The following is a 16,355-nucleotide window of genomic DNA, read 5'->3' on the forward strand; positions in this document are numbered from 1 at the left end:
CGCCGCGCCCAGAAAGTCCTCCAGCCCGTCCCTGACGGGACGTATGTCTGTGCCACGGTCAACCGAAGTCCAACAGCCCGATCGCCGACAAGGCCGCCTGGAGCGCCGGTTGGAGGTCTTCGGGGAAGGCGTGTCGATGACGGAGCGCGCCCCCTCGCTCGTTGTCGAGCTGGTGGAGGCTCCCACGGTTTCCACCGAGGCAATCGCCGGCCTCCCGTTGGCCGAGCCGCCAGACTCGTGAGTGGATGACATTTTTCGTAGCCGCACGCCCCGCGGCACTCACTGCCTGAGCTGTAACCCGAAAAAGCCGTCGCCACCGGGGGCGTTTTCATTTTGCGGAGAATTACGCACATGAAGGCACTGCCTGATGTTGATTTCTGATGTAGTGGCTGACCTCCCTGGCTTCAGCTGTGGCAAGGCTCCGCGTGAGTCACTCGGTCCGGTAGGGCGTGGTCCTTGGGCGTTCCATCCCTTAGGGAGTAAATGTTACAGCCTAAACGACTGGGCCGGCGGGTGGTTCTGGCTTGTTCGCGCGAGCTACCTCAGCGGTATTCGCGTCTTCGGCGCAGAAATCGTGAAGTGAAGCCGATGTTTAGTCGTTGGTTTCCCAGCGATGCCAACCGACCGCGTAGGGAAGATTTGCCAGGCCGGTTCGGTTTACCTTCGATGGGCAATTATCGTAGATCACTTCTTCGGTCATGGCGGTCCTATACATCCACACGCCGTATTGAATGTGGCCGTACTTTCCACGACTGACCGGAACGCTTACGCCGTGGACGATCTGAGTGGTCTTACTCGCTGACACGTTGACGTCGATTTTCATCTTGGCCTCCGCTACCACTGCCTTGACCGCCTCTTCGCCCCCCACTGTCACCGAGGCACCAATCGTGTAGCTTTCGGAGGAGCTGCCAGTGACGCTTAGGGGGCCTGGGCCATCCCTGAATACCTTCGTCACGGGATGGTGCCACTTCTTATATTTCTTGGAGATGCTGTATTCCGTTCTCAAGTACATGCAGCCGCGCTGATTGTGGGCTTTCTGGTCAGTTCCACTAGCATTGGCTGGAACCAAGGTCAGGCACAACATTCCTGCCGTCAAGCAGGTCGCTGCCTTGCTCAGTAGACCCATCGTCTCCACCTCGTCATACGCTCCCGGAACCTGTTTTGCTCCTGGCTGGATGCTCCTACCACCTGACTTAGCGTCGAGACGGACGGAGGCGGAGTCACTCGATTGGGTGATTTTCATCGAATGTGCGGTCGACCGTCTTCTGTGTCAAGAGGTGTCGCCTGTGTAGACCGCGGCAATGGAAGTTCCCTGTTGCCTCCGGTGCGGGAGAGGTGATAAAAAGTGTTCGCTCTTTGAAGAAGCTGCGGAGGGCGAAGCTCGTCCACCCTATCCGCCAGGCTGACTGAGAGCCGAACCCCAACTACATGTTCGGCGGCTACCGCGGTGACGTCACTGCCGTAGCTTTCCTATTGCTGCCTGACGCGTGGAAGTGTGCCGAGGGAGCCCGCCCGCTCCGCCCCCTTCAGATTACGAAGGGCAGGCTTCTGCTGTCAGCGGTAGTTCTCCTCGTAGACGTGCTCTTCGAGGCCGCGATTCCGGCTTTGCGGTGAGTGTGAGCCCGCGGGACGATAGCCGGTCTCCAGGCCCTCGTGAAACGGCTCGGCCTCGCGGAACTGGCTGCCGAGCGTTCCCCGGTGGATCTGTTGTACCGCAGGGTGAAGGTCAGGGGCGTTGATGAAGGTGCCCGGCGCGTACCCATTGACGTGGTGCTGCCACACCGGCCGGTATGCCTCTGGCCCGAGCGGAGAAGCCTGCTCTCCTGCTTCGCGATGAACAGTCTTCTTCTGCGTGTCGACCTTGGTGTCGGAAATTCTCCACCTCATGCCGTCCTCCCTGGGTAGTGGGTTCTCCAAGTATCGGCACATAAATTTTGGGGCGCACCATCAGTGGTGAACCTATTTGCTATGCGATTCGGGAGTTCTCATGTCTGACGTCGTTTACGTGCGCCCTGTATCCGACCATCCGATCGGAGGGGGCGCCAACCTGCACGACATTCGCCGGGATTACCATCTTGCGGCCATCGGCCGGTACCGGAACGCTCAAGCGCGCCTGAACCCGGGCAACGCTTCCTGCGCCAACGGCCAGGGCATGTTCGACGGCCTGGCGGCCGAGATCGTCATGGACCAGGGCGCTTCCTTCCACGTCTTTGCGGACGCGGAAATGCGCCTGACGGGCCCGTCGGCTCGCCGACCCCGGGGGCGTTGAGCCGTGAGAGTCCTTTACACGCGGACTCCACCGGGGCCTGCACCCGCGGGGGAGTTCACGAGGTACAAGACGCTGCGCGAGCGGTATGGGCCGTCTTCCTTCTCCAACGGCCAGCCGACCACCCAGTCCCGCGTTCTCCCGACGAGCGGCTGCTACTGGGCCAGCGGGGTGCGGTGGTGGCAGATCCGCAGCGGCACGGTACTTCTCCGTGCAGTGGGCGGGGATATCGCCCACAACGGGCACCGCTGGGTCAGGACGGTGCTTGCCGACCTCCATCTGGGCGACGGAACCGAGCTGTACGGGGTCGCGCTGCCGTCGAGCAGCCTTTCCCGGGATGTTGAGCCCATCACCGACTGGGCTGCCGTCCGGATCGTGCGCGATGGTCACCGACGCCCCTGGCGGGCGGTGACGACGGGGATTGACCCGGCATGGCATGAGCGCGCAGACAAGCTCAATGGGAGGGCCCGGTGACTTCTCGACCCGTGAACGCGGACACCGCTGCCGGTGCGGAATTGCTGAGTTACTACGTCCTGGGCCTGAGCCAAGGTTGGAGTGAGCCGTCCAGGGGATGGTCAGTTACGGCCTCGGCTCCGCCACGGGTGCCAGTGGGGTACTACACCTCTGCCGGGGGTGCCAACCCCACTGCCGGTGTGCCGCGTTCGCGACCGGCGGGGAGCTGAAGATGAGGACACCACCCTTCCCCCGGTGGTATCGGCCCGGAACAGAGCCGGTCATAGACGTTTCCACCCCCAAGGCTCAACGCGCTTACCTCGACCTCCTGGAGGAGAAGGAACGTACATTCCAGGCGTCCCGCCCGGTCGTGGACTTCTCCCGGCCGCCGCAGCCTCCACCGATTCGCCGCCGGGGCTCAGGTGATCCTCGGCCCACGTTCCGGCTCGTGAGCAAGCGGTCGTCGGCACCGCGGCCGAAGCCCGCCGTTCTCCCGGATGTGATCGACTGATGGGCTGCGTCGGGAGCCGCCGTCAGCGGCGGCAGGAGATGCTGACACAAGCCCGCGAGGTGGCCGTCGCTGATGAGGAGCCGCAAGAGCCTGCGCAAGCCCCGGTGAACGCTGTGCGCGGACGGGCCGAAGAGATCCTGAACTCACCGCCCCCGAAGACCCCCACGGCGTGGTACAGCGGTCCGGAGCCGCCCGTGTGGATGACGGCGCCAGAGATCACCTACGACGGTGCTGGGCGACCGGCGGGCTGGATCGACAATGCCCCGTACCGGGAGTGGGAGCTGCGGCGCGGACGGGCTGCGTACGAGGTGCTGCGCGAAGACGAGCGCGACCGGCTCCGCTCCGTGAGCCAGCACGAGGACGTACGTCCCTGGTCCGGTTACCAGGACCACGCTTCCGAGGATCACGCCAATGACGTGATCAACCACCTGCGCAACCGGCTGACCGTCAAGCAGCGCGAAGAGCGGGGCATGACCGGACACTGGGGGCGACCGTTGCCACCACCCCCGAAAGATGACCTGCCCGAGGCTGAATGCTCCTGGCAGCCCTGGGCCTACGAGTAAGCCTCAGTGTTTCGCACCAGCGCCTCATCGACGTGCAGGGCCTCGACCTGGCTGCTGGGGCCGGGAAGTGCCTGCCCCTTGACCGGCGCCGGACGGAGAAGGCCGCACGCCTGGTCCTGCGGCGCATGAGCGGCGTCGAGGTCCTGGACGTCTGGGGTGACACCGATACGCGGTGTGCGGGGGCGCTGGAGGAGCTGGTGTGTGCGGTTGTGGATCGACGGTGCGGGAAGAGCCCCGTTCGACTTCATGGCGTGTCGCCGGGACCGCACCCGGTTCGCCGGCGTGTCCAGGTCTTCCGTGCTGTTCGCAAGGCGCCCGGCCACCCTTGACGCCCCGCCGGCGCAGGAGAAGTCTGGCGCAAGTACGCGCAACCGACTTGCTACAGGAGGGGACCGTGGACCTAACCTTCATCGGGATTGACCCGGAGACCACCGGGGGCGGCTCGCCGACCGTGTGGGTGCACGACGATACGGCCGACCTGGTTCTTCAGGGCGAGGAAGCCGAGGAGTTGCTGAAGGCGCAGATCGGCGAGACGGACTGGGTGCCTGGTCATGACCGGGGCATCCCCGCGCACGAGACCGTGATCCGTATTCCGGCCCGCATGGTGCCGATTTTGAGGGAGGCGTGTGATGTCGCAGAACGGCGTGCTGCCGGACTTCGCTGAGCTGCTGGGCGGTGCACAGCACACTGCCGTGCACCTGGAGATGCGCGACCTCTACAGCGTTGGCGATGAGAGGAGCGGCTTCGAAGAGTTTCTGCGGACTGGCCGAACCGACCTCGACCCGGACTCGCCGTTCTGGCAGGGCTGGACCCCGCTGGTGCGTGAGGCTGTCGGCCGAGGTGTGGTGATCCGGCGGGCCCGGATTGTCTCCGAGCCGGTTACCGACTACATCCGTTGGGAGCACGCCCTGACCTCGGTCAACCTCGCCGTCGGCGAGCAAGTCCGCTGGCTCCCGCGTCGGCTTGCTTCCGACATCGCCCTTCCCGGAAACGATCTGTGGCTGATCGATGACCGCCGGGTCCTCTTCCACTGGTTCACTGGTGATGGCGACTGGGCCGGGCACGAGTTCAACGAAGACCCCGCCGTAGTGAAGATGGTTGTCTCCGCGTTCGAGGCCGTGTGGGAGCGCGGCGTCGATCACGAGAAGTTCACCGTCTGATCCGCCCAGTACACCCATGTCTGCCTCCCCCTCCTCCAGTGCCCAGGCGGCCCGGGAAGCCCTTGCCGTGCGCCTGTCGCATCTCCGCAAGGACGCCGGCCTGACTGGTCGAGAGTTGTCTGTCCGGTGCGGCTGGCACCCGGCGAAGACCACGCGGCTCCAGAAGGGGGAGGCCGCACCCACCGACGCCGATATTCGTGCGTGGTGCGCAGCCTGCGGTGCAGAAGACCAGATAGAGGACTTGATCGCCACCGCTCGTACGGTGGACTCCATGTACCTGGAGTGGCGCAGGCTCCACAGGTACGGCATGCGCAAGGTGCAGGAGGACTTCTACACCCTGCACGAGCAGACCAGCGTGTGCCTGGTCTACGCCTCCAACGCGGTGCCCGGGTTCCTCCAGACCTCGGCCTACGCCACCACCCTCATGCAGTCCATTACAGACTTCCAGGGCACCCCTGACGACGTCACCGAGGCCGTTGCCGCCCGCGTCGCTCGCTCGCGGTTTCTCTACGAGGGCAACCGCCGTTTCGTCGTGCTCATGGAGGAGTGGGTGCTGCGGTCGCGCATCGGGGATCGCGACACCATGACCGGACAGCTCCGGCACCTGCTCACGGCCATGCCGCTACCGTCTCTCTCCCTCGGTGTCATCCCGTTCACCGCCCGTCGCCGGATGTGGCCCCTGGAGGCGTTCTACGTCTACGACGACCGGCGTGTCCTCGTGGAGACCCTCACGGCCGAAGTCAATGTGACGCAGCCTCGCGAACTCGCCGACTACCGCAAGGCGTTTGGGGAGCTGTCACAGATGGCTGTATATGGCGCTCCTGCGCGCGCCCTGATCGAGTCGGCTCTCTGCGCCCTCAGGTGAGTCTGCGCAACAACTCGCAATTGCATTGAGGGTCCTCCCCAGCGCTCCCTACCGTCGATGAGGTCGCCGGGTACCTGGCTTCGACGAGGATTCCGCGTCCGGCGGCACTTCAGCCCGGCAGCTCTCCCACGCCCTTCCCCGTCGTGATCAGGGCTGCCCTCCTATTGGAGGTCACGATGAATACCCGTTCGCCGTCTCCCCCCTCGCTCCCCGAGTGGTTGCACGAGGGTGCGCGCGTCTTCGACCCGGGCACGGATAGAGAGGCCATCGTGCAATTTATCGGGGAGTGGGAGGACCCGAACACGCGGCGCCGGTACCGGCGGGCGGTCTTCCTCCGCCCCGAGCGCGGCGGCCGTGAGTGGGTGGTCGAGAACCCGGGAGTGCTGAGAGAAGCGCCCGGCCGGTGAGCCCCCGCGAGTACGAGCCGATCTACGTCACCCATCCGGCGAAGGCCGTTTTCGCACTGCTCCTTGGTGCCGTGGTTGCGCCTGCCGTCGCCCTGTTCGGTGGGCACGGAACCCCCGGCATGCAGAGCGCACCGCCTCGGCCGGCCCCCGTCTTGGATCCGGATGATCTGCCGAACGACTGATGCATCTACCCGTTCCTCCTGGGAGGGGCCGCCATGGGCGAGATCAACAAGGTTGTAGGTGTCAGGATCAGCAAGGGCCGAAGGCGCCGAGGGATGTCGCAGCGTGATTTGGCGCTGAATATCCGCCGGTCAGAGTCTTGGGTGAGCCAGGTGGAGCGCGGTGCTTTGCCGTTGGACAGCCTCGCCATGGCGGAGAAGGTAGCGGGGGTGCTGGAGATGGACCCGGCTTTTCTCCTCGCTCTCGATGTGCGGTGGGCTCGAACAAGCGGCCGCATTTCGGCAGGTCAGAGCGCTATTGGCCCTTCGCTGGGACGGCAGGGTCTAGACCGTTCCGCAATGGTGCTACGGGGTCGCAACCTGGCTGCGATCCAAACGCTCGCGTACGGGGTTGACTGTCTCCCGAGCCGCACCGGAGACCCGGGTGGCGCATCCATCCCGAAGGGGAGGCACTGATGCACGAGCAGTCCGGCGGATTCGCTCCGCAGATCAGCGAGCATGACGTGGACGAGCTCACGCTCGGCGACAAGACTTTCAACAACGCCGATGGCTCGCAGTACTGGGAGTCCGAGACCACCTGAACCTCGGCCTCTTCAGGCACATCGATCGTCACCCTCCGGGGCCCAAGCACACACGGCTTGGGCCCCGGCCCATGCCCCGGAAGGGAGCGCGCGATGAACAGCACGTTCGAGGTGATGTGGACGGCCGGGACCGGCCCCGGCACGGCCGTACGAACCGGCGGCGGGGTCACGATACGTACGGCCGTCGACGGCCCCATACAGCTGACGATCGTGGGCGATTGCGGCGCCACCGAGGAACAGCTGCACTTGGCACTGGGCGCGGTCGCTGACGGCAGGTGGGCGGAGCTGACGACGTGGACCGGCTCATACTGGGTCATCGCCGATCGCCCCGGTGAACGACTGGTCGGCGGGGACCTCGCAGGCCTGCGCGCCCTGTTCTATCGGCGCACCGGTGAGGCCGTCCGATGGGCGAGCCGGGCCTGTGACCTGGCCGACGGATCGCCTGACCTGCCGCTGCTGGCCGCCCGTCTGGTGGCCACGGATCACTGGACCGACCGCAGCTTCTACCCCGATGTGCGGGCTGTGCCCGGGGGCCAGGCACTGTTGCTGACCCGCGGCCCGGTGCGGCTGATCGACGTCACGGCCGTGCCCGGCCGGCGCTCCCTCGACGAGGGCGCCCCCTTCTTCGGCCAGGCCCTCACAGACGCGGTGGCGCTGCGCATGCGCAGCGGGGCCGGGCCGGTCGGCGCGGACCTGTCCGGCGGGCTCGATTCCTCCACAGCTGTCCTGCTCGCCGCGCCCCTGGGCGAGGTCCGCGCGATGACCTACAGCGACCCCTACACCAGCAGCGAGGACACGGCCTTCGCCATCCGCGTCGCCGAGCACGTCGGCATCCGCCATCACATCGCCTCCGGCGGGCCTGCTCAGCTCCCGTTCGACTTCGCCGAGGGCGTCCCGGCCGGTGACGAGCCGTGCCTGAGCGCGGCGAACTCGGCTATGGAAGCTGCGTACCTCGCCCCTGCCGCCGGGCTGCGCTGTCACCTGACGGGGCACGGCGGCGACGTCGTCCTGAGCATCGGCTCGGCCCGCTTCGCCGGCCTGCTCCAGGCCGGTCACCGCCGCGAGGCACACCGGAAGGTCGTCGCCTGGGCGCGGGCCCAGAACACGGCGCCGGGCCCCGTCTGGCGCCAGGTCAAGGACGCGGCCATCGGCTATTCCTACGCGCTCACCCAGGCCGCGAGCCAGGTCGCCTCCGGGTGCTTCCCGGCCCACGGCCGGGTGAGGGCGTGGTCGTGGGTGCAGCTGGGAGCTGCTGCGTCCTGGCTGACCGGCGACGGGCGCGAAGCGGTCTCGGGCCTGCTGCGGCAGGCCGCGCACCGGGCTGCGGACCGGCCGGCGGTGGAGTTCGCCCAGTGGGATGCGTTGCACTTCACCGGCGCCTGCTCCCGAGCCGCCGCCCCGCTGGACGCCTCCCGCCGGATACGCCCCGGGCACCCCTTCCTCGACAACCAGGTCGTGCGAGCCGCGTTCGCCGTAGACCCCTTCGACCGCCCGCACGTCTTCAAGGCGCTGCTCGCCGCCGCGCTCCCCGAGCTGCCCCGGTGGCTGACCAGCCGTCAGTCCAAGGGCAATTTCACCTCATGGAGGCTCGCTGGCCTGGCCCGGCACCTCCCTCGCCTCCGGGACCTCATCCGCACCTCCCCGCTCGTCACCGGGGGCCTGATCGACGCGGGCGCGGCCATACGGTCGCTGGACGTACTGGCCCGGGGCGAGCACTCCACGGGCCTGGCCGACCTCCACATGCTCCTCGTGTCCTGCCACTGGCTCGCCCACCCGCCCACGCTGGTGCTGGCTGCCGGACACGCGGAAGGGGCGACACGGTGCTGACCACACCCGCAGGGGTCCATCACGCGTCGTGCTGCGAGGGCACGGCGATCCTCGATGTCCGTTCCGGCCGGTGGGTGATGCTCGATCCGGACGCCTCCCGCATCTGGCAGACGGTTCTCGCGCGTGGTTCTACCGAGGGGCTCGCACGGGAGATCGCCGCCTGGTGCGGGGCGGACGAAGCCGCTGTCGCTCCTGCGGTCGCATCGACCGTCGAGCAGCTGCTGGCCCGCGGGTTGCTCACCGACGCCCCCAGGTACGAAGGGCCGCCCGTCATCGAAGACGCGGCGCAGTCGCCTGCCGTGGCTGCGTCGGCGCGCGTTCCCTTCCCCTTCCGCATGCTGGCGGTGGTGGCGCTCGCTGTGGCCTTGGTCATTCTGCGGCTGCCGCTGCGAGCCCGGATCTGGCTGCTGCGTGCCACCTCCCGCCTGCCCTATGCCACACCGAAGGACCTGGGGCTGCTCCACGCGGCCGTGCTGTCGGTGCGACCGCCGTGGTGGAGGGGACGGATCGCGTGCATCGAGACGAGCCTGACCGTTGTCGTGGCCGCCGCCTTGGCGGGGCGCCGGACTCGCTGGGTGCTGGGCGCCCGGTTTCTCCCCCATGCCGCCCATGCCTGGACCGAAGTCCCCGGAGCCGCAGCCGGACGCGATGGCCAAGACACCCTGGACCGTCCATGGATGCCTGTGCTCACCATCTGAGGAACCTTCACCCGTAAGGGTGAGTTAATCCTATCGAGGTTGACGCGTTGGGGTGGTGGCCTGCGGAGACGCACCCCGGCTGGGACATATCGCCCTTGCCGTGGCGGAGAATTTACGAGCGTCATAGGCGGGTGACACACCCCACCACCGCCCCGGGCTCGGCCCCGGTGATGCATCTCAAAACCGGCCGCCATTTCGACGCCTCCACCACACTGAGCACCCGGCAGATCGCACGCCGCCTCCCCTCCGCCCTCGCTCGCGCGGCGCGTCTCGGATGGCGCACCGACCGGCCGGCCGTGATCCGCCTGGTAGCCGCCCAGGTCTCGGCCGCCGCCCTGACCGCCGTCGCTCTCGCCGCGACTACCCGCGTCCTGTCCACCCTCTTCACCACCCGCACCGACATCACCGCCGGGCTCCGTCATTCCGCCGTACCGCTGGCACTCCTGGCAGTTGCCGCCGCAGGCCGGTATGTGGCCGATAGCTTCGCCCGCGCCGCCGCATCCCGCCTCGGGCCCAAGGCCGTCCGTGAGGCCGACCTGGCTGTCATCGACGCCGCCACTGGCGCCGAACTGGTCGCCTACGAGGACCCCGACTTCATGGACGCCTACCGGGCGAGCAGCGAAGGCGCCCATGCTGCCGGAGACCTCATCACCAGCGCCCAGATCCTCACCTCCGCCGCCGCGCAACTAGCCGCGGCTGCCTCGATCGTGACTGTCCTCCACCCGGTGCTGCTGCCGGTACTGGCCCTGGCCGTCCTTCCCCGGGCCTGGGGAGCTGTACGGGCCGCGAGGATCGAACACACCTCCCACCACCACAGCATCTCCGATCGTCGGCTGCGCCAGAGCTTCCGCGACCACATCACTGACCGCAACACCGCCCCCGAGGTCCGCGCCGCCACCATGGCCCCCTACCTCACCGATCAATACCGGGTAATCTCCACCCGCCTGGAAATCGAACAGCTCTCCGCCGCGCGCCGGGCCCTCCTCGTAAAAGGCGCGGGCGACACCATGGCGCAGACGGCAATGCTTCTCACCTGGGGCATGCTTGTTGCGCTCGCCGCGTCCGGCCGCATTCAGCCCGCCGCAGCCGGGGCCGCCGCTGTGGCCATGCGAACCTGTGCTACTGCGCTGTCCTCCGCCGTAACCACGGGGGCCATCCTGTTCAAGCTCTCCCTGCTCCTGGACGACTGGTCACGCTTCCTGACCGTCGCCCGACACTGGGCGAACCGGCGGGGCACCGCGCCCCTGCCCGCTGGCGGGCCGCACACCATCACTGCCGAAGCGGTGTCGTTCGCCTATCCCGGCACCACCACGCCCGCACTGGACGGCATCACGCTGGAAATCCGGCGTGGTGAAGTTGTGGCGCTGGTCGGGGAGAACGGCTCCGGCAAGACCACCCTTGCCAAGATCCTCACTGGTCTCTTCCTCCCCACCAGCGGACGCATCGCATGGGACGGCATCGACCTGTCCGAGGCCGACACGAACGCAGTGATGGGCGCGGTGTCGCTGGTACCCCAGGACTACACGCGGTGGCCGCTCGCCGCGCGGGAAAACATCACCCTGGGGCAGCCCCGTCCAGGCGGAGACGCCGCCGTTCACGTTGCCGCGCAGGCTGCCGGGGCCGACACGGTTATTGCCGCTCTCCCTGACGGCCTGGACACCTCTCTGGCCCGCTCCTGGTGGGGAGGACACGATCTCTCCGGTGGCCAGTGGCAGCGCATTGCCATCGCCCGCGCCTTCCACCGCGACGCCCCGGTACTCGTCATGGACGAGCCCACGGCCGCGCTCGACGCCCGCGCCGAGCATCAGGTCTTTTCCCGGCTGCGGGGACTCGCCGGCGGCCGTGCCGCCTTGTTCATCACCCACCGCCTGGCCAACACCCGGCTCGCCGACCGCATCATCGTCCTCGACCACGGCCGCGTCACCGAGGCCGGCACCTTTGATGAACTCATCGCGGCGGCCGGGCTGTTCTGCGAGCTGTACAAGCTCCAGGAAGGTATGGATGACTGCCCAGAGGACTAAACCCGCTACGGGAACACTACGTGGCCGCGGTCGTGGCGATGGAGGGGGCGACGTCGGAAACCCAAGGCGCAGCAGCGGGCCACGCTGGCAGGATCACCGCATGCTCATCACACCGCGCCCCGGCGCAGACCGGAAGAACATCCGGCAGGCTCTCACCGGCGTCCACACCACGGCGATGAACCTGCAGCGGCCGTACGGCAGCGCCTTCGAGGGGTTGCTGGCATATCTGGAGTGGGCAACGGAGTCCGCGCGAATGCTGCGTTCGCAGATTAGCGACCGGGACCTCGATCTGCTCGTGTTCACCGACCGCTACCGGGCGCTGCTGGGCAGCTGCGGCACCCTCGCCGGGACCGCCCAGCAGCGCCTCGTGAACGGCTTGGTCCAACTTGAGGTCGCCGAACGGATCGAGGCGTTCGAGGCGGCCGTGGCCGCCGTGGATACCCGGATCGGCCGGTGGAGCCAGCGGGAGGTGTTCGTCGTGGCCGACTCCAGCTTCTACATCCAGAACGAGGTGAAACTGGCCGACGTCGACCTGCACGAGGTGCTCGACGTGCCACGCTGGCAGTCCGTGCGGCTGCTGTTCCCGATCGTGGTGGTCGACGAGCTGGACGACCTCAAGGACGCCAGCAAGCAGCGGGCCCGTTGGCGCGCTGCCCACACGCTCGGTCTCCTCGACGGGGTCCTCAAAGGCGACACCCACGGGGTCCTGCACAAGGGCGAGTACACCGTTCAGGACGGCGAGACCCGCGGCAGGGTCAACGTGGAGATCGTCCTCGATCCCCCCGGCCACGTGCGTCTGGACCGCGCCGATGTCGAGATCATCGACCGGACCGTGGCCATCCAGAGCCTGGCCGGCCGCGACGTGCGGTTGCTGACGTGCGATACAAGTCAGCACACCCGGGGCCGAGCCGCCGGGCTGCAGGTGACCAAGGTGGCGACGAAGGACCCCGGGGACGAGCCGGATTGGTCGGCCCCGGACAAGTCAGGCACTGGCGTACGCGCGCAGCGGCGCGCCCGGCAGGCCGAGACCGGGGCTCCGACAGCCAATTGAGAGTCGAGCACCGCGGCAGTAACCGTGCACTACACGCCACCTGGCGGTAGCTATACCGAGGCAAGGCCACTTCGAGCGTTCATCCTGGCGGAAATGGGCGTGCATGTCTCCGAGAGCGGCCACACGAAGGGCCGTGTCCACTCGATCATGACGGCCATTGACAACGCGCGGAAGACCCTTCCTGCCTCAACCCAGTCGTACCTCTACTTGCGCCGGGCTGAGACCCTGTACGAGACGGGCAGCACGAGAAGGCGGCCACGGTCTGAAGCGCGCGCTGTCCTTGTGGGGCCGGAAGGGGCCCGAGGAGGCTTCCGACTGGCTGAGTTGGTACGGCGAGGCGTAGCTGCGTTCCACCGAAGGGAAAGTGATGCTGCACGACGGCCACCTGCGGCGCACCGCGAGCTCCATGGGGGCTGGCTGCTGTGAAGGGTGTAGTGCCTCGCGACAAGGCCGTCAGACCAGCCTCCTCGCTGAAGTCCAACTCTCCCGGAAAAGGCCTGGACGGCGCGCTCGATGTGGCGAATTCTGGAGCGGATCCGCTTGAGGGTCAAATCGGCTCTATGCGACCGTTGGACCGGTTGAAGGAATTTTTCGCGGGAGCTGGGGCCTTACGGGCAGTACCTGCTGCACGGAGTTCCGGGACCGTCTGGCGGCAGGCAGTCCGACTGCTCTGGCACCGAACGCTGCGCAGACCACGTGCCACGACGACGAGGTTAGGAAGTAGGCAAGCTTGCCTATAGATGACAACTGGAAGCCCGAGTATGACGAGTTGGCACGCTCGTTCCTCCGCCAGCACTTTGGTTGGCCCCCGAAGCTTGCCTTTCTGTACCCGAGCATGCGGGTGGAGTATCCCTGGGGTGCTCATCGGCCGCCGGTGGTGGATTCCCGGGTACATGCGAAGAACAACGAGGAATATCACGGCCTTGAACGGCATGCTTGGCAGTACCACGCGACGGTTCAGTACGCCGAGTCCTATCAGTTCTTCCTCATGGCGGCGGCCTGGCGGCTCGAAGATGCTGAGCTGATGGGTGTATCTGACGCTGGGCATTCCGAAGCCATCCGGTACTGCGTCCGCCATGCACTGTTCAACCGGGCTCTTGCGGAGAAGCCGATGGGGTCACCGTGGCCCGCTCCCGAGGAATTCGGAATAGACCCAGATCAACACCAGAAGCGGGTACAGCGAGCGGAGGAGCAGATGCGCGCCGTGATCGCAGGCGAGGGATAGGGCAGTGAAGCCAGCTAACGACGACCGGCGGCGGGAAGATCGCCGAAGCGTAGACGCAGGCGGGCTGGGTTGTTGCGAGTGGTCACGAAGTGGCTCGACGACCATCCTGAAAAGAGCTTTGATGTCCATGCGGAGGCGAAGCACTGTGCCACTTCGAACGGTCGCTGGTGTTCATATTTAGCAGGCGCCACCCCGCTACTGGAATCTGCTGATATCTGTCAGCGGTTAAACAGAGTTCGGATTCTTTAGGCCGTGCTCTAGTGTGCGCGCCCGAGATCGCCGATTTGAAAAGTCCCACCCCTCGACCCTAACTCCACTGTCATCGTAATCTTCTTCATAGATCGCCTCCCCTTCCATTCCGTGAGGATGCCATATCGCTCCACCAGTCATTGAGCCCGCGATGGGTCGCCCTGAGATGTCTACCTGAAAGAATTTTTGTTCGTACTCTTTCTGGAAAACGGCCTCAATATGGTCTGCTATCCAATCTTTATCCTTGCCTGGGCTGATCAGTGCCGCAGAAAGGCCGGCTAGGATAAATCCGCTTGCGGCGCCGAACCAATATTTCTCAGACGCTTCCGAAAACTTTGCCGAAAGAAAGCCGAGTGTAATAAACATTCCAGCAAATGGTAGTACGGAGCTCGAAGCGTAGAGCAACCTGACTTTCCATTCCAGAGCGATTACCGCCCTCAAGGGGTGGCTTGGTAGGTAGCGGTGCGATAGCTGCCAAGCGACTACTCCAGACGCGAACCATGCGCCCCAAATCCCCCAAGTCACGATAGCGGCCCATCCGCCAGCGCGGGTGGCGACAGCCAGGATCAGGCCTGCCAGAGCTATCGATAGATCACGAAGGGCGCGCAAAAGGGATTTAGGGGTGGTCACGCCTCCCCCTTGCCTTCTTCGGGTAAGCAGTGACGATCAGGCTTGTGACTGCAGCAAATCTTGTTGGTGGTACGCAGCTTGTAGTACGTCACACCTGCTTGCCTCGTGCAACGCTTGCCTATAATTGCCAGTGCCAAACTGGCCTCCGCCACCTGTACATGGCGAAGTGGGCTGCCTGCGCTCCGAGCCCAGTTATCAGGAACTTCATCTTTGTACTCTGGGAGGACTAGGTCTCCCTTCTCGATCATCTCTTGGATGCGCCGTCTGGCATTCCTGATATCCTCCTGTAGCTCACCGACCATTCGCCCTATTTCGGCGACCGAGTCGGGATTCAGGGCCTGGGCGCTGGGATTCCAGATCGAGATTGAAAGGCCATGTTTAGTGACATCGGCCTCGTTCGGCTCCGGGTCAATTGGAGAAAGGTCGGACTCAGCCGACACTTGCTCGCCCGTGCCTGGCGCCTCGGCGTCCGCCAGAGTGTCATCCTCACTGGGGTCGAACTCGGGAGGAAATTCGCTAGAGGTCATTTCTTACCGCCATACCTTCCCTGCCGCATCTCACGCTTCGGTGAGGATGCCCAGGACAAGCCTGTTGCCCTCAATTATTCCGTGGCGGACGTAACTCGGCCAGTTGGGAAAGATGGCGAATGGCCCGCTCCTCGCTCGTCAGGCAGACATCGGCGGGCGGGCTCTGTCGCTTGCTCGGGCGACGGGGCCACCGTGGGTGAGGGGCCGGTCCCGAGTCGGCGGCGGGTCACTCGTCCTCCCCGAAGCAGAGGCATGCTGGACAGCTCTCGGTGGGGCTGGACGGGGCGCGGCAGCCGCCACAGATGCAGGGGTGGCAATTCGGGAGCCGGATCGGGACACAGGTCTCGACATGCTGTTCGAACCATGCCTTCGCATCGGCCTCGGCCCGGTAGCCGGTGCCGTCGCCGCGGTCGATGTGTCCGTACTGGCCGCAGGCGATCGCACTGTCCGGGGTGAGGCTGAAGCCCCAGGCGCCAGGGGCGACATCCCAGGCCCGGCGGAGGGTTTCGAGGGTGCTGTCCTGGCGGCCGCCTTCGAGCTGCTGGGCGGCCTGCCGGAGCAGGATGCGGGTCTGCTGCTGGCGCCCTGTCTGGGTGCGGAGCAGAGCGGTGGGGAGTTCGTCCCGGGAGACATCGAGCGTGAACCAGCGCTTCGCGGTCTCGGCCGGCCTGGTGGGGGGAGCGGCGAAAATCAAGGACTCGCCCGCCCACTCGTACGTCCCTGTCATACGTCTACCTCCTTCTGGCTGGTCCGCAGTTGTGTCTCGGCGGTGCCCATGGAGAAGAGCACTGAGGCGGCGCGGTGCAAGGAGCCGGACAGCTTCCCAGCGGCGTGTACGGCTTCGTTCAGGGCCTCGATGACTTGTCCAGCGGCCTCCGTAGGGTCGATGCCGTCATCCATGCGAATGAGCCCAGTGGCAGCATGCAGGCGTACGGCGGCGGTGAGCTGTTCGAGACTCTGGGGTATCCGGTCAACGAGCCGGACCACGGCCTGGGCGGTCTCGCTGACGAGCGGCGGGTACGGCAGCGCGCTCGGGGAGAAGGTCGCGTGGTTGAGGGCCTGGATCAGGTCGGCAGCGTCGCCGGCAATCCGGCCGGGGGATTTCTTCGAGGGCGTGATCACCCTTTCGTCTTCGTCGGGGC

19 protein-coding genes are annotated in these 16,355 nt (G+C 66.3%); 13 read left to right on the forward strand and 6 right to left on the reverse strand.

The features are described from left to right. Nucleotides 1–592 precede the first annotated feature (592 nt). Together RM609_RS12830 and RM609_RS12835 are read right to left on the reverse strand one after the other, a co-directional pair. A complete protein-coding gene (locus tag RM609_RS12830) occupies nucleotides 593–1,126 on the reverse strand; it encodes a hypothetical protein (protein ID WP_311610531.1) in 534 nt (177 codons plus the stop codon). Nucleotides 1,127–1,554: 428 nt separating this feature from the next. Continuing rightward, nucleotides 1,555–1,887: a hypothetical protein gene (locus RM609_RS12835; protein WP_311610532.1), complete on the reverse strand. Its 333-nt coding sequence runs from the start codon at nucleotides 1,885–1,887 to the stop codon at nucleotides 1,555–1,557. A 100-nt stretch (nucleotides 1,888–1,987) separates the two neighbouring features. Here RM609_RS12835 and RM609_RS12840 point away from each other — a divergent pair, with 100 nt between their 5' ends. The 13 genes from RM609_RS12840 (at nucleotide 1,988) to RM609_RS12895 (ending at nucleotide 13,807) form a co-directional block, all read left to right on the forward strand. Continuing rightward, nucleotides 1,988–2,269, forward strand: coding sequence for a hypothetical protein (locus tag RM609_RS12840; RefSeq protein WP_311610533.1), 282 nt, complete (start codon nucleotides 1,988–1,990; stop codon nucleotides 2,267–2,269). Nucleotides 2,270–3,268: 999 nt separating this feature from the next. Next, nucleotides 3,269–3,793, forward strand: coding sequence for a hypothetical protein (locus RM609_RS12845; protein WP_311610534.1), 525 nt, complete (start codon nucleotides 3,269–3,271; stop codon nucleotides 3,791–3,793). 394 nt (nucleotides 3,794–4,187) lie between these two features. After that, a complete protein-coding gene (locus RM609_RS12850; protein ID WP_311610535.1) occupies nucleotides 4,188–4,457 on the forward strand; it encodes a hypothetical protein in 270 nt (89 codons plus the stop codon). Next, nucleotides 4,423–4,953 (forward strand): DUF6879 family protein, encoded by a 531-nt coding sequence (locus tag RM609_RS12855; protein WP_311610537.1) that lies wholly within the window; start codon nucleotides 4,423–4,425, stop codon nucleotides 4,951–4,953. Before RM609_RS12850 ends, RM609_RS12855 begins: the two co-directional genes overlap by 35 nt. A 16-nt stretch (nucleotides 4,954–4,969) precedes the next feature. Next, nucleotides 4,970–5,818: a helix-turn-helix domain-containing protein gene (locus tag RM609_RS12860; RefSeq protein WP_311610539.1), complete on the forward strand. Its 849-nt coding sequence runs from the start codon at nucleotides 4,970–4,972 to the stop codon at nucleotides 5,816–5,818. A gap of 176 nt (nucleotides 5,819–5,994) precedes the next feature. Then, nucleotides 5,995–6,225, forward strand: coding sequence for a hypothetical protein (locus RM609_RS12865; protein ID WP_311610540.1), 231 nt, complete (start codon nucleotides 5,995–5,997; stop codon nucleotides 6,223–6,225). A 215-nt stretch (nucleotides 6,226–6,440) separates the two neighbouring features. Then, entirely contained in the window at nucleotides 6,441–6,860 is a 420-nt protein-coding gene (locus tag RM609_RS34490) for a helix-turn-helix domain-containing protein (RefSeq protein ID WP_369016236.1), read from the forward strand. Then, nucleotides 6,860–6,985 (forward strand): hypothetical protein, encoded by a 126-nt coding sequence (locus RM609_RS12870; RefSeq protein WP_311610542.1) that lies wholly within the window; start codon nucleotides 6,860–6,862, stop codon nucleotides 6,983–6,985. Before RM609_RS34490 ends, RM609_RS12870 begins: the two co-directional genes overlap by 1 nt. A 93-nt stretch (nucleotides 6,986–7,078) precedes the next feature. Further along, nucleotides 7,079–8,812, forward strand: a complete 1,734-nt coding sequence (locus RM609_RS12875) for an asparagine synthase-related protein (RefSeq protein WP_311610544.1) — start codon at nucleotides 7,079–7,081, stop codon at nucleotides 8,810–8,812. Continuing rightward, complete coding sequence (locus RM609_RS12880; protein ID WP_311610545.1) at nucleotides 8,806–9,510, forward strand: lasso peptide biosynthesis B2 protein; 705 nt, start codon at nucleotides 8,806–8,808, stop codon at nucleotides 9,508–9,510. Before RM609_RS12875 ends, RM609_RS12880 begins: the two co-directional genes overlap by 7 nt. A gap of 131 nt (nucleotides 9,511–9,641) precedes the next feature. After that, on the forward strand, nucleotides 9,642–11,531 hold the full coding sequence (locus RM609_RS12885; protein WP_311610546.1) for an ATP-binding cassette domain-containing protein: 1,890 nt from the start codon (nucleotides 9,642–9,644) through the stop codon (nucleotides 11,529–11,531). Between the two features lie 100 nt (nucleotides 11,532–11,631). Further along, nucleotides 11,632–12,582 carry a PIN domain-containing protein gene (locus RM609_RS12890; RefSeq protein ID WP_311610547.1) on the forward strand — a complete coding sequence of 317 codons (951 nt, stop codon included), beginning with the start codon at nucleotides 11,632–11,634 and terminating at the stop codon, nucleotides 12,580–12,582. A 730-nt stretch (nucleotides 12,583–13,312) separates the two neighbouring features. Continuing rightward, nucleotides 13,313–13,807 (forward strand): hypothetical protein, encoded by a 495-nt coding sequence (locus tag RM609_RS12895; protein ID WP_311610548.1) that lies wholly within the window; start codon nucleotides 13,313–13,315, stop codon nucleotides 13,805–13,807. A 225-nt stretch (nucleotides 13,808–14,032) separates the two neighbouring features. Here the strand turns inward: RM609_RS12895 and RM609_RS12900 are convergent, their stop codons facing one another. The 4 genes from RM609_RS12900 to RM609_RS12915 form a co-directional block, all read right to left on the reverse strand. Further along, nucleotides 14,033–14,686, reverse strand: coding sequence for a hypothetical protein (locus RM609_RS12900; RefSeq protein WP_311610549.1), 654 nt, complete (start codon nucleotides 14,684–14,686; stop codon nucleotides 14,033–14,035). Further along, on the reverse strand, nucleotides 14,683–15,213 hold the full coding sequence (locus tag RM609_RS12905) for a hypothetical protein (protein WP_311610551.1): 531 nt from the start codon (nucleotides 15,211–15,213) through the stop codon (nucleotides 14,683–14,685). Before RM609_RS12905 ends, RM609_RS12900 begins: the two co-directional genes overlap by 4 nt. Before the next feature lie 226 nt (nucleotides 15,214–15,439). After that, nucleotides 15,440–15,940 carry a hypothetical protein gene (locus tag RM609_RS12910; RefSeq protein ID WP_311610552.1) on the reverse strand — a complete coding sequence of 167 codons (501 nt, stop codon included), beginning with the start codon at nucleotides 15,938–15,940 and terminating at the stop codon, nucleotides 15,440–15,442. Further along, nucleotides 15,937–16,335: a hypothetical protein gene (locus tag RM609_RS12915; protein WP_311610553.1), complete on the reverse strand. Its 399-nt coding sequence runs from the start codon at nucleotides 16,333–16,335 to the stop codon at nucleotides 15,937–15,939. The genes RM609_RS12910 and RM609_RS12915 overlap by 4 nt, the downstream gene beginning before the upstream one ends. Between the last annotated feature and the right edge of the window lie 20 nt (nucleotides 16,336–16,355).

Source organism: Streptomyces hesseae (assembly GCF_031845785.1).
GTDB lineage: Bacteria > Actinomycetota > Actinomycetes > Streptomycetales > Streptomycetaceae > Streptomyces > Streptomyces hesseae.

Coding starts and splice junctions, on each gene's coding strand:
- RM609_RS12830 (WP_311610531.1), bottom strand. CDS start 1,126: ATGGGTCTACTGAGCAAGGCAGCGACCTGCTTGACGGCAGGAATGTTG.
- RM609_RS12835 (WP_311610532.1), bottom strand. CDS start 1,887: ATGAGGTGGAGAATTTCCGACACCAAGGTCGACACGCAGAAGAAGACT.
- RM609_RS12840 (WP_311610533.1), top strand. CDS start 1,988: ATGTCTGACGTCGTTTACGTGCGCCCTGTATCCGACCATCCGATCGGA.
- RM609_RS12845 (WP_311610534.1), top strand. CDS start 3,269: ATGCTGACACAAGCCCGCGAGGTGGCCGTCGCTGATGAGGAGCCGCAA.
- RM609_RS12855 (WP_311610537.1), top strand. CDS start 4,423: ATGTCGCAGAACGGCGTGCTGCCGGACTTCGCTGAGCTGCTGGGCGGT.
- RM609_RS12860 (WP_311610539.1), top strand. CDS start 4,970: ATGTCTGCCTCCCCCTCCTCCAGTGCCCAGGCGGCCCGGGAAGCCCTT.
- RM609_RS12865 (WP_311610540.1), top strand. CDS start 5,995: ATGAATACCCGTTCGCCGTCTCCCCCCTCGCTCCCCGAGTGGTTGCAC.
- RM609_RS34490 (WP_369016236.1), top strand. CDS start 6,441: ATGGGCGAGATCAACAAGGTTGTAGGTGTCAGGATCAGCAAGGGCCGA.
- RM609_RS12870 (WP_311610542.1), top strand. CDS start 6,860: ATGCACGAGCAGTCCGGCGGATTCGCTCCGCAGATCAGCGAGCATGAC.
- RM609_RS12875 (WP_311610544.1), top strand. CDS start 7,079: ATGAACAGCACGTTCGAGGTGATGTGGACGGCCGGGACCGGCCCCGGC.
- RM609_RS12890 (WP_311610547.1), top strand. CDS start 11,632: ATGCTCATCACACCGCGCCCCGGCGCAGACCGGAAGAACATCCGGCAG.
- RM609_RS12905 (WP_311610551.1), bottom strand. CDS start 15,213: ATGACCTCTAGCGAATTTCCTCCCGAGTTCGACCCCAGTGAGGATGAC.
- RM609_RS12910 (WP_311610552.1), bottom strand. CDS start 15,940: ATGACAGGGACGTACGAGTGGGCGGGCGAGTCCTTGATTTTCGCCGCT.